This is a genomic window from candidate division KSB1 bacterium, from assembly GCA_024655945.1.
In the GTDB taxonomy this organism is placed as follows: Bacteria; Zhuqueibacterota; Zhuqueibacteria; order JANLFK01; family Oleimicrobiaceae; genus Oleimicrobium.
This window is the reverse complement of record JANLFK010000001.1, coordinates 288,983-313,859: the sequence shown is the minus strand read 5'-3', so window position 1 is coordinate 313,859 and position 24,877 is coordinate 288,983. Positions and strand designations below refer to the sequence as shown.

Genomic DNA, 24,877 nt, shown 5'->3' with positions numbered 1-24,877 from the left:
CAAGCTTGGTTCAACGACGAAGGGGAAGGGGTGAGCCTCGGCAGGGCAGGAGAGAAGCAGTGGAGAGAGGAGATGTTGGCCGGGCAACGAGACACCTATGCGGTGGTCGCGCTCTACCAGCCAAGCACAGCGAAAGCGCAGCCGTTGGTCCTGCTGCGCAAAAGTGGCGCACTGCTTTTCTTTCCAAGGACGAGGCGAGGTGAAAGACGTGACAAAGAGCAGCCTGTGCAGTGCTACGGCAATCGGAGTCGGCAAGGCAAACGGCATGCTACGCGGCCTGACGATCGCGCTGATGGTGTTCGTCGGGTCTGTTGCGCCACTTCAGGGAGGCGACGTTTTGAGCGTGCAAGGCACACGTTTTCTGCTTGACGGCAAGCCCTTCGAAATGTGGGGTATCCGTGTCGTCAATGCCTTGTGGGATGACCAACAGACCCAGGAGTTACTGGTTGCCATGTCGCAATATCGTGCCTACGGCATTAACACGATCGGCGTCAACCTGCAAGGTGGGAGCCCCGGTTTTGAGATTGATGCCAATGGCAAATGGTACTCCAATAGCGCCTTTCGCTCCGATGGGTCGCTGAAACCCGAGTACATGGAGCGGCTACGGGCCATACTGGAGCGGGCGCGTGAACTGGACATGGTGGTCAACGTGGGTTATTTCTACCAGCGGCAGTGCCGCAAGGCAGCTTTGACCCCAAATTTGACCCGCGACCATTGGGATAGCCCTGCAGCAATCTATCGGGCGGTGCGCAACGCCACGGAGTGGCTGCGTCCCTACCGCCATGTGTTTTTGGACATCGCCAACGAGTACGGGCACGGCGGCTATCAATACCCGGAGGTCTTTTCGACGGCCAAGAGGCCGTCTGAGCGCGTGCCGCTGGCAAAGGCGCTGGTGGACACGGTGCATGCGGTCGACCCGCAGAGGCTATGTGGCATCAGTCCCATGTCCGACGAGGGGATTATCGATGTGCCCACTGCTGACATCTGCTACACGCACGGCCACCCGCAGCCGCACCTGTCCGGCAATAGGCCGCAGGTCAACAATGAGCAATTGAACCGCGGATCCAATGGCGTCTACACCGAGGACCTGAAGCAGCAGATCACGAGCGAGGCGGTGTTTGAGCGCGAAAATGGCAACTACTGGTTCTGGCACAGCGCTTGGATTCAGTACTACCCCTTCAATTTCACCCTCACCGGGAGTGGTACCGAGGCCAATCCTGGCGATGGCTGGATGTTGGACTTTTTCGCTTCCGTGAGCAATAAGCTCTCTCTGGTGATCACCCAGCCGACGCAGAACCGCTTCGACTTGGGACAGGCGATTCCTTATGAAGGGGAGGCTTACGACAGCGAGGGTCAGCTCATCACCGATGCATCGGCGTACAGTTGGTTCTACGACAGAGTGGGTGGTTCTGAGAATGTGGCGCTGGGCACTGGCCGTTCCGGGACCGTCACTTTCAGCATGCCTGGCACTTACCAATTGCGCATGAGGGTCAACTGTGCCGGTCAGACGAAGAGCAAGAGTCTCACCCTCTATGCCGGCACACAAGCCGGGCACCCGTTGCCCCTGGGCGTGGACGGCAGGTTCCCCGCCATGGCAGTGGACAAGTACGGACGCGCACACCTGGTCTTCCTGGGGCCCGAGGGGGTATACTACATGCGCTTCAATCTCTCCAGCTGGAGTGAACCGGAGCGCATCCCTGGGAGCGGGGGCGCCTGGGCCAGGTGCCACAACTCTCTGGACATCGCGGCGGATAGTCGAGGCCTGCCGCATGTGGCCTGGTACGACGGAAGCAAGGTGAAGTACTCGGCGCGCCTTGGCGAAAACTGGTCGCAGCCCGTGTACGTGGCCACTGCCGAAAAGTTCGCCATCACCACAGACACCTGCGACAACCTCTGGGTGCTCTATCGGGGCAAGTACCTTGGGAGCGAAGCCCCGTTCTATCGCATGAAGACCGCCGACGCCACCAGCTTTGGCGATTCGGTGCTCGTCTACTACACGGTCACCGACCGCACACACGCGTATTGCGACATTGCCTCTGGGCCGGGCGGCGACATCCACCTTCTCTGGCGGTGGGATAACATGGGCGAGGATTATGACCCCCTGTACCGCCTCTATCGCAATGGCACCTGGCAAGGGGTCGAAAACATCGACAACTCCGAAGGCAAGATTGGCGAGGGTCTGTTCATCGCCGTGCACCCAGACGGTACTCCGTACGTGAGCTATTGGGACAGGGCTGCCTGGGTTGCCAAGCGGGTGGGTGCGAGCAATTGGCAGCGCCAGCGCGTGCCAGGCTTGGAGTGGAGCCAGGTGTACGGCAGCCATTATCCTCGCATAGCTATTGACGGACAAGGGCGCATCTACGTGGTCAGTCACCAAGGGGACAAGACCCTCTTCACCGACACTGACCGGGTTATCTACAACGTCTCCGACCCCACAACTGGGTGGGGCCAGGCGCAGCTCATCGACCCGGCGGCCCCCACCGGATGCGGACACCCAGCAGTGGCTGCCGGCCAAAACTGTGCGCACGTGGTGTGGATGGACAAGCGTGGGAGTCTGTTCCATCGCATTCTGGGTGAAATCCCAGTGATAGAGAGCAGGGGGTACGCCCCCATGCCGGTGATCCAGGCCACGCCCACTTCTGGGACTATGCCGCTCACCGTGAGGTTCGACGCGACCACTTCCTACGACCTGGACGGGCGCATCGTGTCCTACCTGTGGGAATTTGGCGACGGGGACAGCTCCTGGTCGCCGGTGGTAACCCACACCTATTTGGAGGACGGAGGTTATGAGCCACGCCTCTACGTGACTGACGACCAGGGGCAGACCTCGATGACCTTCGTCTACATCCAGGTAGCGGCAATTGCCGGCGAAGGAGTCGTTCACTCCATTACGCCGAGCACCTACTTACCCGCTTACGTCAACGTGGGCGATGCCTACTACGCCGACCGGGATTACCGGGTAACAAGCATTCCCCAAGGCTATGAGGGTCTGCTCTGGATCAAGACCGTCAACAATGACAAAACGAAGAGCGACCTGGCCGTGTCTTTCACCGCTGGGGACTCCGTGACCGTCTACGTGGTCCATGACGCGCGCGTGCCGGTGCCCTCGTGGCTGACCACTGGCTTTGTGCAGACAAGTGACCGGCTGGGAGTGACTGATCCGGGTTGCAGCAATTTTCGTATCTGGAGCTCGCGGCGGACATATGCTCCCGGGGAGGCGATCACGCTTGGTCCAAACGGAAGCACATCAGGCACGGGGAGCATGTACGTGGTCATGGTGCGCTGCACGAGCAAACCGCCGGATCTGCAGCCTCGCGCCACCACGGTGGGTGGCGACCTCACCTTACGATGGAAGGAAGTGCCCCGTGCTGAGGCGTACTACGTCTATCGCGGAGACTCCCCCTATTTTGAGCCGCAGAATCCCATCGCCTCCATTCGCGGCACCGAGTGGACGGACGTAGGCGCTGCCTCGGAGGAGGTGGACCGTTTCTACGTCATAAAGGCTAAGCGTCCTGCTGGCGCCAAAGAGGCTGTATGCCGCATCGGCAAAATGCGCCGCCGGTTGAGTCCCGGCCTCAATCTGGTCTCTCTCCCCCTGATCCCTGCCGACTCCTCCTTGGGCGAGATACTCGGGGCTCGGCTGACCGGCGGATCGAACGCCACCCAGGCCGATCGGGTGCTCAAATGGACCGGCAGCGGCTACGAGGTTGCGTGGTTGGCGGGCGGCACCGGCACCCCGTACGATGGCAAGTGGTTCTCCCAGTCCGGCGGCTCCTTGAGCAAGATGAAGCTGCGTACCGGCGAGGGTTTTTGGGTGGAGATCCGGCCAGGCCATCCCCTGGTCGACCTTACTTTCCTCGGGGAAGTGTGCACCGACTCGGTGCGGGTGATCACGCTGAATCCGGGATACAATCTCATCGGCACCTGCTTTCCCACCGTCGTTGACCTGCGCGAGACCGGCCTGCGGGAGAATGGGGTTGTGGTGGGTGCCTCCAACATGCGCCAGGCCGACCGCATCATGGCCTGGAACGGCAAGGACTATGACATTGCCTGGCTGGTCGACAGAACGGGTACGCAGTACGATGGGCTCTGGCTGAACGAGGTGGGGTCGGCAGTGGCCGACATCAAGCTGGAACCGGGAAAGGGATACTGGCTGCACATCAGGAACAGTCAGGGCAGCAAGGTGTGGATGTTCCCCAATCCCGCGCGGTGACGAAAGAATAGCCAGGTCTGGGCGACCTGTGGGAGGATGTGAATGGGTGGCAGGGTAAAATGGCTGTACGCGCTCGCAGTCGCAGTGACCCTCCAATGGGCAGGGGCGGCCGCGGCAGGCACCGTTGACATCAGTTGCGCCAGCGGCGCGAAGGACCACACGGGCCAATGGCTGCATGGCAACGCCTTCCTCGGCACCGGTGACCTCATCCAGGTCATCTATGTCGGGGCAAATGGCATCAACGACATCCCGGATGACTTTGGTAATCCCACTGGTGACGATGAGCTCATCGGCGTGACCTTTGTCGGCGCCGGGTTTCCACTGAATCCGGACGAGGGCAAGTTCTCCGGGCAGTTCACTCACGACTGCCTGGCCCACGGGAGCGTCATTTTCGCGCGGGCGTGGAACGGCCCCTCGGTGATCGAAGCGACCCATTACGGCGACTCGGAGCTGCGCACTGTGCAGTTGGTCGGAGGCTTCGGGGCGGTGGATTTCCCCACATGGTCGACCGACAACTTGGTGGTGGCCGTAGAACTGGTCTCCTTCGAGGCCCTCAGCATACCCTCTGGGATTCGCCTGAAATGGGTCACTGCCACAGAGACGGAGAATTTGGGGTTTGAGCTCTACCGTAGCAGCAAGCGCGAAGGGACCTATGCGAAAATCACCGCCAAGCTGATCCCGGGCGCTGGCAACAGTCAGGAACAGCGTACCTATGTCTACGATGACCAGGAGGTGGATTTTGATACGACCTACTACTATCGGCTCGTGGATGTCGACTTTTCCGGTCACCGCGGGTTCCATGGACCGGTGAGCGGTGTGAGGAAGTTTGTGCCCAAAGAGTATCAACTGCACCCCAATTTCCCGAACCCTTTCAACCCGACGACTACCATTCAGTTCGACCTCAAAGAGCCGGGGATGGTGTCGCTCCGCATCTACAACATGCTTGGGCAGTTGGTGCGCGTGCTGGTCAACGACAAGATGGAGGCCGGTCGGTATCGCCGGGAGTGGGATGGGCGGAGCGAGTATGGTGTGGCCGTTCCCTCGGGCCTGTACGAATGCGTGCTGGAGGTGAATGGCCGGCGCCTTACGCGGCGTCTGCTGCTGATGAAATGACGGCGTGGCGTAGGATGGTGAGGAAGAGATGAAAGACGACTGGCGGGACAAGCTACTGCCCTTCGAGCAGCTTATGGATTCCAAGGCGGAGCGCATCCCCGGCAACATCTGGTGCGCCGCCACCGGGCAAGTTGTGGAGTTCGACACGTGCGAGGGACAGAGCATTGATTGGCCGGTTCTGGAACGGGTCATCGACTGGCGATCGCGGCGGGCGTACGAGGTGGCCAAACGCATCATGGACGTGGTGGTGGCGGCAATCGGCCTGGTGTTGTGCATGCCGCTCTTTGCGCTGGTGGCAATAGCAGTGCGTCTTGATTCGCCGGGGCCGGTGCTCTTCAAGCAGGTGCGCATCGGTCAGAACCGCCGGCGAGCGCAGCGCCGCAATGGGCACCTCTTCGATCGCAGGAACGGCGACCTCAAGGGCAGGCCCTTTACCATCTACAAGTTCCGCACCATGTACGTGAACGTAGATGACTACGACTGGCGCCCGAAAGGAAATGGCGACCCCCGGGTGACACGGGTGGGCCGCATCATGCGCCGCCTGTGCATCGACGAGCTGCCGCAATTGGTGAACGTGCTGAAGGGGGACATGAGCCTTGTTGGACCGCGGCCAGAGCTTCCTCACATCGTTCAGGAATACAACTCGCTGGAGGAACAGCGCCTCACGGTCAAGCCGGGCATCACCGGCCTTTGGCAGTTGAAGGGCCCACGGAACGAGAGGATTCACGACAATATCCACTTGGACCTGAACTATGTGTGGCGACGTTCCATCTGGTTCGACTTGGCGATTATGGCGCGCACCATTCTCTTCGTATTGCGCTTGAGAAACGTTTGAGGCAACAGGAGCAACGGACGAAGGAGGTGACCGGTGGCGAGCAATTGGCAATGGGAGGTGGACCTTATGCGGCGTCGCTGGAGACGTCCAGACAAAGCAAAGGCGATGAGAGGGACGACATCTCGCGGCGGCGCCGCATAAGGAGCATCGTGAGTGGCGACGGCAAGGTGACGCCAAGCACGACATCAAGCAGGACAACTTTGCTGAAGAAGGAGAAAAGGGAATGGAAGTGAGGATGGTGAAGAAGAGAGGGTGGCCGGCGCGGTGGATGACGCTGGCTGCCATCGTGGCGACGGCTTGGGTGTGGGCGGATGCCTGGGCGCAGGCCCCGGATTTCAGCCACAACCTCTTGGAGTGCCAGGGGAGCGTGGTCGGCCAGCTGGTGCCCGATGTACTCATCTTCGGGATGGCCACCAGAGGGGAAGTCATGACCTTCACTCTCCACATCATCAACAGCGGGTCAGCGGACGTGCCGAGCAGAGATAATCCGCCCATCAGGTTCGAGATTTTCAACTATGCTTCCCGGCTGCAAGAGGTGCAGGTGCTGTCCATTCCGCCGGGCGCCACGGTCAACAGCATAGTGACCGACTCGATCATTGTGGAGAACATCGCCTGCGCGGCGGGTGACACGGTGCGCATCGTGTGGTCAGGCGTGGTGCGCGACCCAGGGCCCGAGCCGCAAGGGTATCGCAACTGGATCTCCACCCACATGACCCCGCAGTACTACGCGACGACACCAGGATGGTATGCACGCCGGGAACCTGCCGCTTACTTCCGCATGGAGGGCGTGCCAGGATCCATCGGCGACCAGGTGTTCGAAGACGTCGATGGCGATGGTGTGCCGGAGGCCGGCGAACCTGGGATAGCAAGGGTGGTGCTCAAGCTCTATCGCGACACGGATGGCAGCGGCACCTTGGACGCGGCAGCGGATGAGTTGGTGGCCAGCACTGCGACCAGCGAGAGCGGCTCCTACCAGTTCACCGGCCTAGTCCCTGGCGTCTACTTTGTGGACGTGGACGAAACGACGCTGCCCCCGGCGATGAGCTTGACCTACGGACATGATCCGGCTGGCCCGATCGAGCTCGCCTATGGGGCCGCCTATGACGAGGCGGACTTTGGCTACCACCGCGACGAGGGGGCGCTGGACTTTGGCGACGCCATCGACCCGCGTTACCCAACCTACCTGGCCAACAATGGGCCGCGTCACCGCATCGGTGACCTCTACCTGGGCGGTTGGGTCAATACCGAAAGCGACTGCAAGCAGACCAACATGGATGAGTGGGATGACGGTGTGGTCTTCTTAGGCTCCAGCCCGATTTCCGGCGGCCGCTACGAGATGCCATACGTCTCCGGCACATGGGGCGCAGTGCAGATTACGGTGCGCGGTGCGCCCCGCCAGACGGCCTATGTAGACGGATGGATCGACTGGAACCTCGACGGCGACTGGGACGATGAGTACGAACACGTCGTGGACGTGGCCGTGCCGATCCCCAACGTCTACGTTGTTGAGTTCTGGGTGCCGGAGGGGGCGCCAGCCGGCGACACCTGGGCGCGGTTCCGCGTGTACGAGCGGGACTATGATTCCTACGTGGGGTTCGCTGAACTCGGCGAGGTTGAGGATTACTTCCTGCTCGACGGGCAAGTGGCAGTCGAGATGCACGTGCTCAAGGCGATTGCCTACGAGGATAGGGTGAAGATTCAGTGGGTGACGCAGAGCGAGACCGAGAACCTCGGCTTCTACCTCACGCGCGCGGTCACCAAGGACGGGCCCTACGAGCGCATCACCGCGTCGCTCATCCCGGGCGCAGGGACGACCCAGGTGATGCAGTCCTACCAGTACGTGGACCGCAGCGTGGCCCCTGGGCAGACCTACTACTTCAAGGTTGTGGATGTGGACCTGAAGGGGAACGTCGGCGAGCACGGGCCGGTGGCTGCAACAGTGCCGCGCGTGCCGGAGAGGTTCGAGTTGGAGCAGAACTTCCCCAACCCCTTCAACCCGGAGACCAAGATCGGCTTCAGGGTGCCTGCCGAGGGACGCGTGCAGGTCAAGGTCTACAACCTGATGGGCCGCCTGGTGCGTACCTTGGTGGACGGCGCCATGACCAGCGGCCGCCACGAAGTGCTCTGGGACGGCACCGATGACTACGGCGTGGTCATGCCTACCGGCACGTACCTGTGCGTCATGGAAGCCGAGGGCATGCGCATGACCAAGAAGATGGTCTTTGCCAGATAGGAGCAGAATTAGGAGTTGCTCAAAGAGGGAGGCTTGGTGGGTCGCGTCCCACGCAAGTGGGATGCGCCCACCACCTCCAGCTCCGAAGGGTGCAACGGAGGCAAGAGGGATGGAAAGGTTACTGATGGCTTCGGGTGTTCGGTGAGGTGAGGTTGGGAGCTCGTGCCGAGCTTGGTTGCGGTGTGGTGTGGAAGGGAGTCCGAATGTGGTGCAAGAAGTGCTCGCACGTATGGATGATGGAAGTCTCGGCATGGGCGAAGCCATCACCGGTCGAGGGCGGGAGGTCACCGCGAGTGACCTCCCCCTCAGACCGGTTCGACTGCGGCCCCAAGGCCTGCAGGCACTGAGGTAGCGCGCCACTGCAGGCCGAGAGAGGGGAAAAGGCAGAGGGGCGCAGTTGTCGTTTCTTGCTGGTTAATAATTTCTTCTTCGCCTCGCTGAGCGAACGGCGAGGGGCCGCCGCCACACCGGTGGCCTGAGGAATGAGAGGCCCAGCTTCGCTACGAAAGAGTGGAGAGGCGAAGAGGGCACAGTAAGGTAGAGAGGGAAGGGCCATGAGAAGCACAACTGTCACCAGAGCTTTGGGAAATGAACAGGGATTCTCAAGCCGGCCCATCGTGAGGCTCGGCAAGAGAGCGACCTTTTTGACATGGGCGGGGTTGGTGTTGGCGACCATGTGGACTACCACGCCAGCCACTGGGCAGGCGGCGGGGACCTTGCTGAGCGCTTACTTCGGGGTATCGCTCCGCTTGGCACCAGCTCCGTCGCAAGAGGCGCACGCATATGCACCCACGGGGCTGCCTTTCGACCTGTCCAGCTTTGTGCCAAGGCTGTGCCCTCCGGGTTTGGATATGCTGATCCCGACCAGCAATTCTTCTGGCAGCGACTGGTACGGCTACTGGAGCTCGACCTCGATTTCTGGCCATGAGGACTACTGGGGACAGTGGCCGTCCGGCTCCGAGCCCTATGACGTCGAAGCCTATTATGCCAGCGTCGACCAGGACAATTTCTACATCGCCGTGGTGACCTCCTGTCCAGGTCCGCAGGCAGGGGGAATCCACGAGACGCGCAGCGGCCTCAATGTGTGGATAAGGCCAGGGGACCTGGCGCTGGACATGGGGCTCAATTCGCTCCGCACCACCGGTGGGGATAACTGGCGCTACGACTTTGGCGTGGATATCGTCCATGAGAAGAAGCCGGATCCCTGGGTGGGATCATACTCCACGGTGATGTACGACAACAGTGTGGGCAGCGAGCTGTACCGCACCAACAACAGCGACTGGTACACCAGCTGTGACAGGTACGCAACCACCGCACACAAGGAGTACACGAACTTTGACCCATTGGCCGCCGATTTCTCCGGCACTCTGTTGGGGACCGCTGCCGAGGGGGTGCAAACGGCCTACTACCAGTACGACCTGAACCACGACGGGCAGTTGGACGAACAAGACCTGGAGTGTGGGTACGCCACCTACGTGGTGGAGGCGATCATCCCGCGGGCGCTGCTCGGCGCAGACAACCCGCAGCCAGGCGACACGGTCAAGGTCCGCTGGGTGGAGGGATGCCGCAACGATGGCAATAGCAATCGGGGCGTTGCCTTCTTAGTGGTGGTTCTTGATGCCTCCTTGGGCGATCGAGTGTGGATGGACCTCAATCGCAACGGTATCCAAGAGGAAGGCGAAGAAGGCATCGAAGGAGTGGCTGTCTATCTGCTCTCGGAAGCCGGGCAGCCGTTAGATTCTACCTCCACCAACGAGAACGGGCTGTATGCGTTCTACAACCTGTTGCCGGGGAGTTACCGGCTGAAGTTCGTCCTCCCCCGAGGCTATGGCTTTTCGCGGCCAAACCAGGGCAGCGACGACGAGCTGGACTCGGATGTGGATCCCTATACAGGCCTCACTGAGGTGGTCACTCTCATCGAGGGCGAAAACAACTTCACTCTGGACGCCGGGGCCTGCCGCTGCTCAGACTTTGGCGATGCGCCGGACCCAACCTACCCCACCTTGCTGAGCAGCAACGGTGCCCATCACACCCTGGGTGATGTCTGGATGGGTGCCACGGTCGATGCCGAATGGGATGGCCAGCCTGTGGACGGTGACTCCGCCGGGGTGGATGACGAAGATGGCGTAGAGTTCCTTGGCTCCTCCCCGGTTGCCGGGGGGCCGTATCAGCTTCCCTATCGGCCCGGCTGGTATGGTGCCGTGCGCATTACCGTCGGCGGCACGGCTGACATTGCCTACCTTCATGGGTGGTACGATTGGAACGGCGACGGCGACTGGAATGACGCAGGCGAAAGGCTCTTCACTGGGTACCCCGTTTCTGGTGCGGGTGTGTACACCGTGGAGTTTGCCGTGCCGAGCGGCGCAAAGGCCGGCGGGAGCTGGTCGCGCTTCCGTATTGACGAGGACAATACCAGCAGCCAGCCCACCGGAGGGGCGCTGAACGGTGAGGTGGAGGACTATGACCCCACTGCCGCGCCGGTGGAGGAGCAGCTGCTGCTTGACTTTGGTGACGCCCCGGACACGACCTATCCCAGTCATTGGATCAACGACGGCGCCGCGCATGTGATCGGCGACATCTGGTTAGGCTCTGGGGTGAGCGACGAGCTGGACACCAAGCAGATCGACCTCGATGAGTACGATGACGGCATCAATTTCCTCGGCTACGCGGCGGATCGAGGCGGCCCGTTCATTAACGGCGGCAGCTTTTCGCCCGGCGACTATGCAGCCATCGAGTGGATCGCCAGCGGCAATATCTCCGAGGAGAATCCGGCCTCCCTGCACATCTGGATCGACTGGGATCGCAGTGGCTCCTGGGAGCACCCTGGCGAGGTGGTCGTGGACACGACCATCGTCAGTACGGGGAGCGGCACCGCGGTGTTTCGCGCGCCCGAATGGCTGGCAGGCCAGCCGCTGGGTACAACCTGGCTCCGCGCTCGGCTGGACCGCGCTCCGGTAGGAACGCAAACTCCCACCGGCCTGGCCGACAATGGCGAAGTGGAAGACTACGGTGACCTGCTTGTGGACATCGAGCTGAGCAGTTTCCAGGCCTCAGGAGAAATTGGTAAAGTGGTCCTGAGCTGGCAGACGGAGAGCGAGACAGAGAACCTAGGCTTCCACCTCTACCGCGCCCAGGAAGAGCGCGGCAGCTATCAGAGAATCACGAGGGAGTTGATTCCGGGTGCGGGGACCAGCAGTGAGAAGCGCTCCTACACCTTTGAGGACACGGACGTGCAGGAGGGTATGACCTACTACTACCGCCTGGCAGACGTGGACTTCCGCGGCGCCATGCGCTTCCATGGGCCTGTCTCGGCGACGGTGCGCTCTGCGCCCCGCAGCTACGAGTTGGAGCAGAACTACCCGAACCCGTTCAACCCAACTACCACGATTGGCTTCACCTTGCCGGAACAGGGTCATGCAACGATCAGGGTCTACAACATGCTCGGCCAACAGGTGAAGACGTTGGTGGACGGCCAGCTTCAGCCGCGGCGCCATGTCGTCTCGTGGGACGGGACCGATGACCAGGGTAATGCAGTGCCTACAGGGTTGTACGTCTATACCCTCACGGTGAACGGTTACCGTGCGACGCGCAAGATGGCTTTCACCAAGTGACACGGCACGGACGAGGTCGAGGATGGGACTGCCAACAGAAAGGTCAAGCTTGCTGACTGCCCTGGTTCTCCTGTTGGTCGCGGCCCTGAGTGGATACGGCGGGGCTGAAGAAGGGCAGCTTCTGCGCCGCAGTCGCCTGGCTCACGTGGAGGGACGGCTCTGTGACCTCATCGAGCTCATCGGCCGTGCTCCTCAGAAGGAGGCCGAGAATTGGGCTTACCGGCATGGCCTCCCCTTGCACGATGGCCGGCTTATCGTGGTCGTGGAGTCCGATCTGAGTGCCAGGAGCCTAGAGGAGGCCTTGACTGGTTTCGGCGCTGAGCTGTTGGGTGCGCGACAGCGATTCGCAAAAATCGCCATTCCTCAATCTCAGCTGCCGCGCTTCGCCAGCGAGGCTCGGTGGGCAAGAAGCGTTAGGCTTCCTTTGCGGCCTCTGGAGATGGTGACCAGTGAAGGGGTGGCGCTCACCAATGCCGACGGTTATCATGCCAATGGCTGGAATGGCTTCGGCGTGAAGGTGGCAGTGATCGATGCCGGCTTTGGCAATCTTGACCAGGCGATTGCCAATGGGGAGCTGCCCAGTGCCGTGCACCTGGATGACTTTACCGGCACCGCTATTGGTGGGACTACTCACGGCACTATGGTGGCCGAGGTGGTGTACGACATGGCGCCAGGAAGCGAGCTCTACCTGATGAAGATTGGCGATGACCTTGATCTTGCTGAGGCGGTGGACAGCTGCATTGCCAGAGGCGTGCGGGTGATCAACCACTCCATGTGCTGGCCGAATGCTGGCCCCCTGGACGGCACCGGCCCCATTTGCGCCATTGTGGACACCGCCTCTGCTCATGGCATCGTGTGGGTGAACGCCGCAGGCAACCATGCCCGTCGGCACTATCGTGCGCACTTCTCCGACAGCGACGGCAACGGATGGCACGACTTTGCGGTGGGCGCCAGCATCGACGAGTTCAACAACCTCGGCTCCGTCAGTGTCGGGGCATCGGTGGGCGTGTACCTCTCGTGGAACGACTGGTGGTACTCCGATCAAGACTATGACCTGTTCCTGTACTACTACGATGCAGGCAGTGGGTCCTGGGTGGTGTATGACTCTTCCACGACCAGGCAGACCGGGAGCCAGTGGCCTGTGGAAAGCATATCGGTGCTCATGGATCGCTCGGCGCAACTGGCGGTGCGCATTCGCAAGACGGCTGCGGACGGGTCCCAGGAGCTGACCCTCTTCACGAACTACTACGACCTGGAGTATCGCCATGAAGCGAGCAGCGTCCTCATCCCAGGGGACGCCGCGCGCGCCCTCACCGTCGGGGCGGTGCTTGCCAGCCAGTGGCACACTGGACCGCAGGTCTACTACAGCTCGCAAGGGCCGACTTATGACGGCAGAGTGAAGCCCGACCTCATGGGCCCCACGAGCGTGTCGGTGTTCACTGGAGGCGGGTTGTTCGGCGGCACCTCAGCGGCAGCACCGCACGTGGCGGGGTCTGCGGTTCTGTTGCTCGACCGCTTCCCGGAGTGGAGCCCCTCCCAGGTATTTGCTCGATTGGAAGAATCCGTCTCCCATGATTACGGGGACCCCGGCAAGGACAATGTTTTCGGCTCGGGCACAGTACACAACGACGACTTGGTAGCTGTAGAACTCACTAACCTTCAAGTCGCTCAGGTGGGGTCATGTGCACGGCTCACTTGGGAGACCCACAGCGAAACGGAGAACCTTGGCTTCGAGGTCTACCGGGCGCAGGATGCGCTGGAGGCGCGCGTGAAGCTGACCTCGGAGCTCATTCCAGGAGCTGGCACTACGACCGAGACGAACCTCTACGTCTTCGAGGACGACAGGGTGGAGGCTGGACAAGCCTACTGGTATTGGCTGGCGGATGTGGATTGCCGAGGCAGGCGCACGCTGCACGGGCCGGCCACAATCACCATCAAGGCGTTGCCCCGGGAGTATGCGCTCGCGCAGAACAGCCCGAACCCGTTCAATCCTGTCACGCACATCTCGTTCACTCTACCTGTGGATGGACATGTGGAGTTGCGGGTGTACAACATGCTTGGCCAGCTTCTCAGGACGTTGGTGGACGGGCAGGTGCCCGCAGGTGTGCACAGCGTGACTTGGGACGGCAAGGACGAGGCGGGTACGTCGCTCCCAGGGGGCATCTATCTCTGCGTCCTGCGCGCCAATGGCTTTCGTGCCACGCGCAAGATGGTGCTGACCCGCTAATTGCAGGGGTGGGGGAACTTGGGGAGCAGCCCAAAGGGGAAGGGGAAAGGGCTGCGTGGGCTGCAGCGGAGGAAAGAGGAGAAAGGAGGTGAACGCAGGCGGCCGGAATGACGTGCGGTGAGGTGTGAGGAGCGCGGAGGCTCATTTCAGGTTAGCGCCCAGACAATCGCTGTACCATATCGCCAGACCTCGGACAGAGCGGTCCGCGGCGCCTTGGGCGAAAAGATCGCAGTCAAGTCCGCTCATGCATCCCCCAGTCGGAGGAGCATCCATGGACAACTTGATGGTGGCGATCGCGCTCTTGGGTGCTGGGGTCTTGGGAATGGGTTGGTTCAGTTGGAGCGCTAGATCACCTCGAGCAGCGAGGTTCCGCCCTCACATGGAGTCAAGAACCTCGCAAGAGCGTTACCGGAGATTTGACGTGCGAATCCCAGGAACAGTGACACCAAAGCTGATCGCCTTCTGCCGAAGCGCATCGGCCATGTTCCTGAGGGAGGATCGAAGCAACATCTACGTCACTTACGTGGTGCGCAAAGATGAAAACCCTGAAGACGAGCGAACCTTCGTCACTCGCGACAGGCCATAAGCAAACGCCGAGCTCGTACAGGTTTGCTGCTCCACGCAGGTGGACGGAGATGAAGAAGAAAGGAGGTTTAGGGGCGGGCGCGCCCGTAGAGCTCGGGAGTGCAACGCTCGCGAGACCCCAGGCGGCTTGGCCCACGGCAGAGCGAACGAGACCGCATTGAAGCCGTTTGGCTGCCCGTCGGCCCTTGCTCCTGCGGGCAGCCACGGCGGCCGCGGCCGGGAAGAGCACAAGGGATCCCACGGCTTGGTCACTCGCACCGGCTGCAGGCCAGCAAGCAGAGCGAAAACAATCGCGTTTCTGACATACATGCTGGGGCATCCGAGCTTGAAGGGAGGTAGAGATGGACAAGCGGGGGACACAGAGTGTGTCGGTGGCAATGAAAAAGGTGACTGGTAAGGCACAAGATGCCCCAAGGGTGCCAGACGGTAGGTGTGGGGGGTGGGATGCCATGCATCGTGGCGAGCACGGGCGGCTCATCACTGCCTGATGTACGGCAACCACGAAGTGCAGGAAAGGAGGAGTCATGATGAGGCGAACAATAAGCAAAGGCACTGTGTTGCTTTGCGCAGTGCTGCTGACGGGGGTGACAGCTTGCCTCGGCCTGCTTGTGCGCAGCGACAAGGCGGGTGCCAAGGAACTCGACGGCGACGACTATATGCAGGTGACTCTGCCGCCAATCACCGGCCACGTGGACATGGTGGCAGGGGGCGTGGGTTTGGTCACTGGCAGCGGCACCTTCCAGTTGGTCGTGCCTGAGGGAGTAACCATCGAGGCGGCGTATCTGTACTGGGGCGGGCAGGACAGCAATTCTCCGCCGAACCATTGGGGTGACCCTGAAGTTGAGCTGCAAATCGACGGTGGGGCCAGCACCACGATCACTGGCCAATTGATCGGCATGACCACAGCAATTGCCGGGCGCTTCCGGTTCAGCTACCGGGCGGATGTCACTGCGAAGATCACTCCGGGCACGCACATGGTGAGCCTGTCGGGCTTTGATCCTGGCCTGCTGGGCTCCTCTGGGCGGGCCTTCGGTGGTGGCATTCTGGTGGTCTACAGCAAGCCGGATCTGCCGCTTGCCACCATCTCCATCGCCGACGGCGTGGACTACTTCCTGTTCTCCAAGTTTCATCCCACGAGCCAAATCTTGCGGTTCGGCTTTAGCGCCGCACCTGTGGCGCGCACCACGGAGCTGCTCCTCATGGTCGGTGGAGTGGAGGAGGACGAGGCCACGGGCCTGTGGTACCAGGTGGGCAGCGACGCCATCCCAGCAGGCAGCATCGTGGATGCCCCGGGAGCCGTCGATTACGACCACTCCTCAAGCCCAGTGAACGGCGAGGATACCGATCCGTTCCATTCAGCCAATGGTCAGGAGTGGGACATTCTCACGATGAGTGTCCAGCTCCCTGCCGAGAGCGCCTGGTTGGCGGTGCAGATCGAGTCCCAGTCGGACAGCCCCTACGGCAAACGTTCAGCCAGTGGCATCTGGGTCGTGTGCGCCATGCGTCTGCCCCTGGTTGGCATGGGCTCGATCGGCGACTTTGTCTGGAACGACGCGGACGGCGACGGCGTGCAGGATGAGGGCGAACAGGGGATAGACGGCGTCACCGTCATCCTGCGAGAAGGCAGCGAAGGTGAGACGGAGCGGATCACCTGGACAGTGACCGGCGATAACCCGGCCACCGAAGAGGTCGAGCATGGCTGGTACCGTTTCACCGGCCTGACTGCCGGCCACTACCTGGTGGACGTGGATGACACCACGCTGCCAGTGAACTTCGCCGGGCTGCCCCCCATCTTGACCACTGCCGGGGACCCCTTGGTGGTGGACCTTGCCGAAGGTCAGGACTATGACGATGCCGACTTTGGCTACATGGAGAACCCGGTGCCCGTGGAGCTCACGTCGTTTTCGGCAGTGTGGCACAACGAGGAGGTGCATCTGCGCTGGAGCACGGCGTCGGAGACCGAGAACATGGGCTTTGACGTCTACCGCGCCGAAGGGGAAGACGGCCCGTTTGTCAAGATCAACAAGGCGCTCATCCCTGGAGCCGGGAATGCCAGTGTGTTGCACACCTACACCTACGTGGACCGCGATGTCGAGCTTGGCAAGGGCTACTACTACAAGCTGGCCGACGTTGACTACCGCGGGCGCATTCGTCTCCATGGGCCTATCTCGGTGGCCTCTGGTCCGGTGCCCATGGTCTACGAGCTCCAGCAGAACTACCCGAACCCGTTCAACCCGGAGACCACCATTCGTTTCCATGTCAAGAGCGAGGGCAGGGTGTGGATCGGCATCTACAACGCAGCTGGGCAGCTGGTGCGCCACCTGGCGGACGAGATTATGAGCGCCGGCAGCCACTCCTTGGTGTGGAACGGCAAGAACGACGCGGGTGAGCCGCTCTCCAGCGGCACTTATTTCTGCGTCATGCGCGTCAACGGCGTGGAACTGAGCAAGAAGGTCCTCCTCACCAGATAGCTGGGTGAGTCTGCCCCGGCAGGAGAGGCAGGTCGAGCAGCTGAGGCGGAGGCTACAGTGGCTAGCGCCGCTGTAGCCTCGCCCGGCAGACGCGGAGGGCGGATGTAGTGATCACAGTGCTACCAGATCGGGAAAGTCAGTCGCTTGGAGAGGGAGCCAGCAGGAAAAGGGAAATTTTTTTGGGCGAGCAGTTAAGAATTTCTTCTTTCTGAGAGCAAGCTATGGCGATGCGAGCGAAGAGGTCGTGGACGATGTTGCTGGTGGCCGGACAATGTGTGGCGTTGCTCAGCGTGCCGGTAGAGCACAAGCCGACAGGCATGGGGTCCTCTCCTGAAGCGTGCTCGCTGCGCATCGCTTGGCAGGCCAACAGCGAACCCGACGTGGCCGGCTACAGGCTCCACTACGGCCCCAGTTCGCACCACTACCTCTGGACCCTTGATGTGGGGAACACGACCAGCGCGTTGGTTGACGACCTGGCGCGTGGTATGCGCTACTACTTTGCCGTTACCGCCTACGACAGCACTGGGAACGAAAGCCTCTTCTCCAGTGAGGTCTCTGGCGTTGCCGGCGTCGACGTCAGCACGGTGATAGACCTCCAGCCTGAGGAATACGTGGTGGCGGCCTTGCGTGAGGGAGACCAGTACTACGTGGACCGGACTTACCAGATCGTGGAGATACCGGAGGCTTTTGAGGGCCTGTTGTGGATCAAGACGAAGAACGACAGCAAGTTCGACCCGCAGCTTCAGGTGCGGTTTTCCTTGCTGCGCCGCGTGCGGTTGTTCGTCGCGCACGACAGTCGGGTGTCGACTCCGGCCTGGCTGAGTGGCGATTTCACCCTGACTGCTGCTGCCATTCGCGTCAGCGATGCGGGCAACACCGATTTTCGCCTCTGGGAGTCCAAGCGGCAGTACCAGCCAGGTGAGACAGTGATTCTCGGTTGCAACGGTGCAGCGAGCGCGGGGAGCATGTACGTGGTGCTGCTCAGGGTGGAAAGCGCAGCGGCCGATTTGCAGCCCCAGATCGCCCGCTCCGGGGCGGACCTGGTTCTGTCGTGGGATGCCCTGCCCGACGCCCAGTACTACCGCGTCTATCGCGGCGAGCACCCGTACTTCTGCCCTGAGTCCGCCTGCGCAGTGGTGGGCGAGACCGAATTCGTGGACGAAGGGGCTGCCACAGGGGCCGGCCGCTACTACGTGCTCGAGGCGGTGCGTGGCGCGGGACAGGAGCCTCTCAGGCGTAGAATCGGCACCTTCGGCGTGCGGCTGGAAGTGGGGCGGAACCTGGTTTCGGTGCCACTCCAGAGCCGCGAGGGCCACATTAGGAGCCTGCTGGGACAGACGCTCACCGGAGGAGCCAATGCGTTGGTGGCCGATCGCGTCATGAAATGGCATGGCGCCGGCTACGAGATCGCGTGGCTGGTGAGCGGCACCGGCACGCCATACGATGGAGAGTGGATGAACGAGGCAGGTAGCGCAGTGAGCACGATGACGCTGACCCGAGGCGAAGGGTTCTGGGCGGAGGTGCGCAAGGGCCACCAGCCAGCAACGCTCCAGTTCTTCGGCGAGGTGCCGACCGACAGTGCCCACGCCATCGTGGTCAGGCCTGGGCTCAACCTCATCGGCAGTTGCTATCCGGTGAGCGTGCCGCTCACGGCAACCGGCCTTTGGGAACAGGGCGTAGCCAAGGGCGCGACCAATAGCCGCGAGGCGGATCGGATCATGGCCTGGAGGGGTGACCACTACGAGGTCGCCTGGCTGGTCGACGGCACAGGTACGAATTACGATGGGAAATGGCTGAATGCCACCGGCAGCGACACCTCGCAGTTGCGGCTCGAGCCGGGCAAGGGGTACTGGCTGCACATTCGCAGTGGAGGGCAGCCGCGGACCTGGAACTTTCCAAATCCGTTTCCAGGCCGGTAACAGGGGGATTTGGGCAGTGTGGTTGCGGTGTGAAGCAGAGAGGAGGAAGTGCGATGTGTGGAAGAGGAGTCTTCTGCGCAGTGGTTGGGATGCTGTGCCTGGTGCTCGCAAGTGCCCAGGCAAGAGCTGGTACCGTGGATGTCAGTTGCATCAGCGGGGTGCAGGACGAGCTCGGCAACTGGCTGCAGGGTTCAGCCTTTGACGGCTACGGCGACCTGATTCAGATTATCTACGCCGGGCCCGATCAGCTGAACAACATGCCGGACGAAAACGGCAATCCCACCGGAGACGATGTGCTCATCGGGACGACCTTCGCTGGGGCAGGATTTCCTTTCAATCCCCACGAAGGCAAATTCACCACGCAGCTCACCCACGAGCTGCTGGTAAACGGGGCGGTCATCTATTGCCGCGCCTGGAACGATTCCAGCGTGGCCACGGCCACCAACTACGGGGACTCGCAGCTCGCCATGCTGGAACTTGAGGGCGATTTCGGCAGCGTGGACTTCCCCACCTGGTCGACTCAGGATGCGGTGGTGGCCGTGGAGCTGATTGCCTTCGAGGCCACTCGGGTCAACGGCGGCGTGAAGCTGGTGTGGGTAACGCAATCGGAGACGGACAACCGCGGCTTCGAGCTGCGGCGGGCCACCGCCGAACAGGGGCCATTTGCCAGAATCACCAGCCAGCTGATTCCTGGGGCAGGCAGCAGCACGGAGCGCCATGAGTACAGCTACCACGACCACACGGCAGCTCCGGACACTGCCTATTACTACCTGCTGGCGGATATCGACTATGCCGGTCGAGTGCGCCTGCACGGCCCCATTCTGGCGCCGGTGGCAGCAGTTCCGGAAAAGGTCTCTTTGGCACAAAACTATCCCAATCCGTTCAACCCCGCGACGTGGATCAGGTTTGAGGTCAGAGAGGCCGGGAGCGTGTCCCTGAAGATCTTTAACATCAAAGGGCAGCTGGTCCGCACCCTGGTGCAAGGGTACCTGGAGGTTGGTCGCCACGAGGTGCGCTGGGACGCCACCGATGACCTCGGCAATCGGGTGCCCAGCGGCATCTACGTCTACACCCTGGAAGCCGAGGGCGTGAAGCTCACCCAGACCATGCAACTTTTGAAGTGAGCCGTGGCGGCTGACCGGATACGGTCCGAACGTCGCGCAACTTGGTTGTGGAGGTGGATCATGAAGCAATTCTCATTGAGGCACTCTGCATGGTGTGGCGGGGTGCTGGTAGCCCTGGTCGCCATGGCGGGGTGTGCCGTGCGGCCGCGGGCAGGCACAGAGTCGGCTGCTGCGCCGCGAGCCGCAGGCGGCGATGTGTACGTGGCGCAGCAGAAAGCGCCCGCCCCAGCCGAAGAAGAGAGGCATTACCGCCTCGGCTACGGGGACGTCCTCGACATCAGGTTTTTCAATAACGAGGAATTCAACGTCGAGGTCACGGTCCGGCCTGACGGGTGCATCAGCCTGCAGCGCATCGGCGACATCAAGGTCACCGACATGACCCCTATGGAGCTGGCGCGGCTGATTAGCGAGAAGTACGCGGAAATCTTGCTCCAGCCAGAGGTCACCGTGACCGTCAAGCAGTTCGGGGGCAACACGGTGTACGTGCTGGGTGAAGTGCGCAACCCGGGCAGCTATGTGGTGCAGCGCAACATGACGTTGCTGCGCGCCATCGCCACTGCAGGCGGGCCGACCAGCGAGGCGAATCTGAGCAGCGTGATGCTCATCCGAGTGCTGGACGAAAAGCGCGTCTCCGCCATCCGCTCGGACTTGACGCAGGCCCTCGCCCGCAAAGACACCAGTCCCGACGTCGAGGTCAGGGCTTACGACATCGTCTACGTGCCCAAGACCTTCATCGGCAACATTCGCACGTTCATGACCCAGGTCTACGACACGGTGATACCGCCGCTGGACCTCTATGCGCGCTCGGTATTCTGGTCGCGGGCGTGGAAGTGAGCCGCCTGGCGAAGAAACACTTGGCAAAGGAGTCAACCATGGAAAGCTATGCATGCGATCGCTCAGCGTCGATGCGCCGGGTGCTGAGGGTCCTGTTCAAGCGGAAGAGGATGATTACCCTCCTCTTTCTGTCCACGGTGGCTACCGTGGCCGTGGGCACCTTCACCGTACGGCCGCTCTATCGGGCCAGCGCGACCATCCTGGTCGATTGGGAGAAGGACGCCGAGAAGACGCTCATCATCGAGCTCAACTGGTGGCTGCGGCGGAGCAACTACGACCAGATTGCCGCCGAGATGCAGATCCTCAAGAGCCGGCCCATCGCTGAGCGGGTGGTGAAGGCACTTGGCATGGCCAAGGCCGGTGGCACCGGAGCCGACAGTGCCCGCTTTGAGCAGATGGTGGCCATGGTGCAGAAGGGGCTGAAGGTGGAACAGACCAAAGAGACCAACCTGCTGCAGGTCACCTATAGCGACCATGACCCCAAGCGGGCTGCTGCCATTGCCAACTGCATCGTCGAGCAGTACTCGCGGCACCGGGCAGAGCTGGCTAAGGACGTGCGCACCTACGCTTTCTTTGATGAGCAGATCAAGATGGCTGCGGCCAAGCTCGATGAGCTGGAGCGACGCGAGGCCGAGTTCAAACGGCAGGAAGGTGTGGTGGTGCCAGAAGGGGAGGCGGAGATCCTCTACAAGAAGCTGGCCGACTATGATCAGGCGCTCACCGAGGTGCGCACCAAGCGCATCGGCAAGGAGTCGAAGCTGCGGGTGTACCGCGAGGGGCTGAACGGCAATGGGCCGGTGGTCATCCCCAGCACCGAAACCAGCGACAGTCCCAGTCGCGAGGAATACCTGTCGCGCCTGAAAACGGAACTGCTGGCCCAGGAGCTGGAAAGGAATCGTCTCCGTCAGCGCTACACGGCCAGCCATCCGCAGGTGGTCGCCGCCGAAAAGCAGGTTGCCCTGGTGCAGGAGAAGCTCCGCCAGGAACTGCGCGAAATCATCGCTGAGGAGGAGGCTAACCTGCGGGCTCTGCGGGCCGAGGAGGCCTCGTTGGAAGCGAGGATCGCCGAAGTGCAAGGCCAGCTCAAACGATTTGCCAGCAATGCTTACGAGCTCGGCCGCATTTCGCGGGGCATCAAGGAGACCCAGGAGCTTTACTCGGTCCTGCTCAAGCAGCGGGAAGAAGCCCGCCTGGCCCTTTCCCGCCAGGATCAGTTGGTGCAGGTGAAGGTGGTGAGCGCCGCGGTGCCACCGCAGGCGCCGGTGCGGCCCAACCGTCCGCTCTACCTGCTGGTGGGGGTGCTCCTCGGCGGGCTGGTGGCGTTGGGCTCCGCTTTCTTTGTGGAGTCCCTGGACAACTCTATCGAAAGCGCAGAGGACGTGCGCCGGGCCTTGGGCTTTCCGGTGCTGGCCTCCATCGCCGAGACGGGTCTTCCGCTCCCGCTCGGTGCTGGACAAAGGAGATGAACAGGCAAGGGTGCCAGGCCTCGGCCATCTGCGGCGGTGGGCGACCATGAGGCGTGGCACGCAGGGCATGTCGCGTGAGTCTTCATGAAGGATGTGGAGCCATGGACGAGAAACGAGAAGTGCGGGTTGAGGTTGGGACGGGAGACGCTGGCCTTGACGGGCGTCCGCTGCCACGTCCAAAGCGGCCCTTTGTCCGCGCCAAAAACCTGCTCAAAGTGAGACGTTGGGAGGCTGGCCTCAAGCAGTACGAGCTGGCGTACATGCTCGGGTGTAGCGCCCCCTATCTGTCGATGGTGGAGAACAATCGCGTGGAGCCCACGGAGGAGTTCAAGCGCCGGGCGGCCAGCATATTCGAAGTGCCCGTCTCAGAGCTCTTCCCAGGGGATGATGAAGAATGAGGCGGCCGCTACATGCAGAGCAGCCGCCGAACGCCACTTGCAACACAGGACAGAGCAATGTACACTGAGCACTTTGGGCTAAAAGAAATCCCCTTCGACGTGAACCCGGACCCGCGCTATCTCTTTCCCAGTCCGGATCACCAAGAGGGGTTGACGCGCATGATGTACGGCGTCAAGATGCGCAAGGGCCTCATTGTGCTGATAGGCGAGGCTGGGACTGGCAAGACCACGCTCCTGCACACCCTCATCCGCCACTTGGGAGAGGAGGCCGTCAGCGCCTGGGTCTTCAACACCACGCTGGAAGCTGAAGACCTCCTGCGCTATGTGTGCCGCGACTTTGGCGTGCAAGTGAGGTCCGAGAACCGGGCGGAGATGCTCCTGGACCTGTACCAGTTCCTGATCCGCAATTTTGAGCGCAAGCGCAACGCGCTGCTCATCGTGGACGAGGCCCAGAACTTGAGCCCGAAGACGTTGGAGGAGATTCGCCTCCTGACGAATCTGGAGACCTCCAACACGAAGCTGGTGCAGATCCTCTTGGTGGGGCAGCCACCGCTGGAGGAGAGGCTCCGCCTCCCCGAGCTGCGGCAGTTCCGCCAGAGGGTGGCAGTCCGATTTCGGTTGCGTCCCTTGGGGCGCGAGCAGGTGGCAGAGTACGTCATGCACCGTCTGAAGGTCGCAGGGGCCAAGGCGCCGCAGCGGCTCTTCGCGCCCGATGCCCTGGCCGAGGTCTACCGGTTGTCCGCAGGCGTGCCGCGCATCATCAATTGCATCTGCGACAACGCCTTGCTGCACGCCTTCATCATGGACAGGACGTACGTCGATGCCAGCTTGATCCGGAGCCTTGCGCGAGAGGGGCTGCTGGCCGCCCCCGAGCCACAGGTGGCCACTCTCCAGGGCATGGAAGGGCGGCGCAATGGCACAGGATGCCGATTCGAAGCAGTGGACGTCGGAGCGTTGGGCGGGGTTAATTCGGTGCGCGTCGTTGACCGCATCGCGTAGCAGATTGGAGAGGGAGTCGCCATGAGTGTGATCAGAGATATCCTGGAGGAGGCGCAAGCCTCGGAGAGAGTGGAAGCAGAGGAGTATCGGCAGGCAGTGCAGAGTGCCCCTGCAGCGAAGGTGGAGTTGCATGTGCCCCCTGGATTGGCGGCCGAGGTCCGCGCCCTGCGCGAGAACATTGAACTGCTCAGTGGGCTCAACCGGGTGCAGACCATCGGCATCAGTGGCTGTACCCCCGGTGCCGGGGCGTCGACGGTGGCCTCACTCCTCGCCCTTTCCATGGCGGGTGGCTACATCACCAACGGAAATGGCAACGGCCAGAACGCTCAAGGAGGTCCCGTGGGCAAGACCGATGCGCTCAGCAAGGGCAATCTGCTTGTCGACAGCAACGTGGCCATGCCCAGGGTGGCGCGTCTGTTGGGCATCTCACCGGTTCCTGGCTTGGCCGAGGTGCTCAGCGGGAGCGTCCTCTGGCCGAAGGTGGTGCGCCTGGTCAACGAGGGGAGGCTCAAGGTCATCACCGCCGGGAGAGCGCATCCCAGTGCGGCTGAGCTGGTGACCTCTGCCCGTATGCATCGCCTGATCGATGAGTTTCGCGACCGCTTCAACCGGGTGATAGTCGACCTACCCTCGGCGGCCACGAACGTCGAGGCAGTGCGCATTGGGCAGTGGCTGGACGGCGTGGTGCTGGTGGTGTGGGCCGGCAAGACGCGCACCGACGTGGCGCGGGAGGTCATCGAGCGGCTGGTGGCTGCAAAGGTGCGCGTGTTGGGGATCGTCCTCAATCGCCGACGAGAAGTGGTTCCCCAGGGCATCTACTAAGCACGGCAACGAGGAGGCGCGAGAGGC

17 protein-coding genes are annotated in these 24,877 nt (G+C 62.0%); all 17 read left to right on the top strand.

Going from position 1 to position 24,877, the window contains the following annotated elements:
• Nucleotides 1-199: 199 nt before the first annotated feature.
• The 17 genes from NUW13_01340 (at nt 200) to NUW13_01260 (ending at nt 24,850) form a co-directional block, all read left to right on the top strand.
• On the top strand, nt 200-4,213 hold the full coding sequence (locus NUW13_01340; protein ID MCR4437672.1) for a PKD domain-containing protein: 4,014 nt from the start codon (nt 200-202) through the stop codon (nt 4,211-4,213).
• Nucleotides 4,214-4,255: 42 nt separating this feature from the next.
• The gene (locus NUW13_01335; protein MCR4437671.1) at nt 4,256-5,326 is read left to right on the top strand and encodes a T9SS type A sorting domain-containing protein; all 1,071 of its coding nucleotides are present in this window, start codon (nt 4,256-4,258) and stop codon (nt 5,324-5,326) included.
• 28 nt (nt 5,327-5,354) lie between these two features.
• Complete coding sequence (locus tag NUW13_01330; GenBank protein MCR4437670.1) at nt 5,355-6,161, top strand: sugar transferase; 807 nt, start codon at nt 5,355-5,357, stop codon at nt 6,159-6,161.
• On the top strand, nt 6,158-6,394 hold the full coding sequence (locus tag NUW13_01325) for a hypothetical protein (protein ID MCR4437669.1): 237 nt from the start codon (nt 6,158-6,160) through the stop codon (nt 6,392-6,394). Before NUW13_01330 ends, NUW13_01325 begins: the two co-directional genes overlap by 4 nt.
• Nucleotides 6,385-8,394 carry a GEVED domain-containing protein gene (locus NUW13_01320; GenBank protein ID MCR4437668.1) on the top strand — a complete coding sequence of 670 codons (2,010 nt, stop codon included), beginning with the start codon at nt 6,385-6,387 and terminating at the stop codon, nt 8,392-8,394. Before NUW13_01325 ends, NUW13_01320 begins: the two co-directional genes overlap by 10 nt.
• Before the next feature lie 554 nt (nt 8,395-8,948).
• Nucleotides 8,949-12,005, top strand: coding sequence for a GEVED domain-containing protein (locus NUW13_01315; protein ID MCR4437667.1), 3,057 nt, complete (start codon nt 8,949-8,951; stop codon nt 12,003-12,005).
• A gap of 439 nt (nt 12,006-12,444) precedes the next feature.
• A complete protein-coding gene (locus NUW13_01310) occupies nt 12,445-14,232 on the top strand; it encodes a S8 family serine peptidase (protein ID MCR4437666.1) in 1,788 nt (595 codons plus the stop codon).
• A gap of 421 nt (nt 14,233-14,653) precedes the next feature.
• The gene (locus NUW13_01305) at nt 14,654-14,818 is read left to right on the top strand and encodes a hypothetical protein (protein ID MCR4437665.1); all 165 of its coding nucleotides are present in this window, start codon (nt 14,654-14,656) and stop codon (nt 14,816-14,818) included.
• Nucleotides 14,819-15,158: 340 nt separating this feature from the next.
• Nucleotides 15,159-15,305 (top strand): hypothetical protein, encoded by a 147-nt coding sequence (locus NUW13_01300; GenBank protein ID MCR4437664.1) that lies wholly within the window; start codon nt 15,159-15,161, stop codon nt 15,303-15,305.
• A 36-nt stretch (nt 15,306-15,341) separates the two neighbouring features.
• Nucleotides 15,342-17,288, top strand: coding sequence for a T9SS type A sorting domain-containing protein (locus tag NUW13_01295; protein ID MCR4437663.1), 1,947 nt, complete (start codon nt 15,342-15,344; stop codon nt 17,286-17,288).
• A gap of 221 nt (nt 17,289-17,509) precedes the next feature.
• A complete protein-coding gene (locus NUW13_01290; protein ID MCR4437662.1) occupies nt 17,510-19,207 on the top strand; it encodes a fibronectin type III domain-containing protein in 1,698 nt (565 codons plus the stop codon).
• 53 nt (nt 19,208-19,260) lie between these two features.
• Complete coding sequence (locus NUW13_01285; GenBank protein ID MCR4437661.1) at nt 19,261-20,331, top strand: T9SS type A sorting domain-containing protein; 1,071 nt, start codon at nt 19,261-19,263, stop codon at nt 20,329-20,331.
• Nucleotides 20,332-20,391: 60 nt separating this feature from the next.
• Nucleotides 20,392-21,165: a polysaccharide export protein gene (locus NUW13_01280; protein ID MCR4437660.1), complete on the top strand. Its 774-nt coding sequence runs from the start codon at nt 20,392-20,394 to the stop codon at nt 21,163-21,165.
• A gap of 38 nt (nt 21,166-21,203) precedes the next feature.
• Entirely contained in the window at nt 21,204-22,631 is a 1,428-nt protein-coding gene (locus tag NUW13_01275; GenBank protein MCR4437659.1) for a Wzz/FepE/Etk N-terminal domain-containing protein, read from the top strand.
• A gap of 101 nt (nt 22,632-22,732) precedes the next feature.
• The gene (locus NUW13_01270; protein MCR4437658.1) at nt 22,733-23,029 is read left to right on the top strand and encodes a helix-turn-helix transcriptional regulator; all 297 of its coding nucleotides are present in this window, start codon (nt 22,733-22,735) and stop codon (nt 23,027-23,029) included.
• Between the two features lie 57 nt (nt 23,030-23,086).
• On the top strand, nt 23,087-24,028 hold the full coding sequence (locus NUW13_01265) for an AAA family ATPase (protein MCR4437657.1): 942 nt from the start codon (nt 23,087-23,089) through the stop codon (nt 24,026-24,028).
• 21 nt (nt 24,029-24,049) lie between these two features.
• Nucleotides 24,050-24,850 (top strand): CpsD/CapB family tyrosine-protein kinase, encoded by an 801-nt coding sequence (locus NUW13_01260; protein MCR4437656.1) that lies wholly within the window; start codon nt 24,050-24,052, stop codon nt 24,848-24,850.
• Nucleotides 24,851-24,877 lie beyond the last annotated feature (27 nt).

Coding starts and splice junctions, on each gene's coding strand:
- NUW13_01335 (MCR4437671.1), top strand. CDS start 4,256: ATGGGTGGCAGGGTAAAATGGCTGTACGCGCTCGCAGTCGCAGTGACC.
- NUW13_01330 (MCR4437670.1), top strand. CDS start 5,355: ATGAAAGACGACTGGCGGGACAAGCTACTGCCCTTCGAGCAGCTTATG.
- NUW13_01320 (MCR4437668.1), top strand. CDS start 6,385: ATGGAAGTGAGGATGGTGAAGAAGAGAGGGTGGCCGGCGCGGTGGATG.
- NUW13_01315 (MCR4437667.1), top strand. CDS start 8,949: ATGAGAAGCACAACTGTCACCAGAGCTTTGGGAAATGAACAGGGATTC.
- NUW13_01310 (MCR4437666.1), top strand. CDS start 12,445: ATGGTGACCAGTGAAGGGGTGGCGCTCACCAATGCCGACGGTTATCAT.
- NUW13_01300 (MCR4437664.1), top strand. CDS start 15,159: ATGGACAAGCGGGGGACACAGAGTGTGTCGGTGGCAATGAAAAAGGTG.
- NUW13_01295 (MCR4437663.1), top strand. CDS start 15,342: ATGATGAGGCGAACAATAAGCAAAGGCACTGTGTTGCTTTGCGCAGTG.
- NUW13_01290 (MCR4437662.1), top strand. CDS start 17,510: ATGGCGATGCGAGCGAAGAGGTCGTGGACGATGTTGCTGGTGGCCGGA.
- NUW13_01285 (MCR4437661.1), top strand. CDS start 19,261: ATGTGTGGAAGAGGAGTCTTCTGCGCAGTGGTTGGGATGCTGTGCCTG.
- NUW13_01280 (MCR4437660.1), top strand. CDS start 20,392: ATGAAGCAATTCTCATTGAGGCACTCTGCATGGTGTGGCGGGGTGCTG.
- NUW13_01275 (MCR4437659.1), top strand. CDS start 21,204: ATGGAAAGCTATGCATGCGATCGCTCAGCGTCGATGCGCCGGGTGCTG.
- NUW13_01270 (MCR4437658.1), top strand. CDS start 22,733: ATGGACGAGAAACGAGAAGTGCGGGTTGAGGTTGGGACGGGAGACGCT.
- NUW13_01265 (MCR4437657.1), top strand. CDS start 23,087: ATGTACACTGAGCACTTTGGGCTAAAAGAAATCCCCTTCGACGTGAAC.
- NUW13_01260 (MCR4437656.1), top strand. CDS start 24,050: ATGAGTGTGATCAGAGATATCCTGGAGGAGGCGCAAGCCTCGGAGAGA.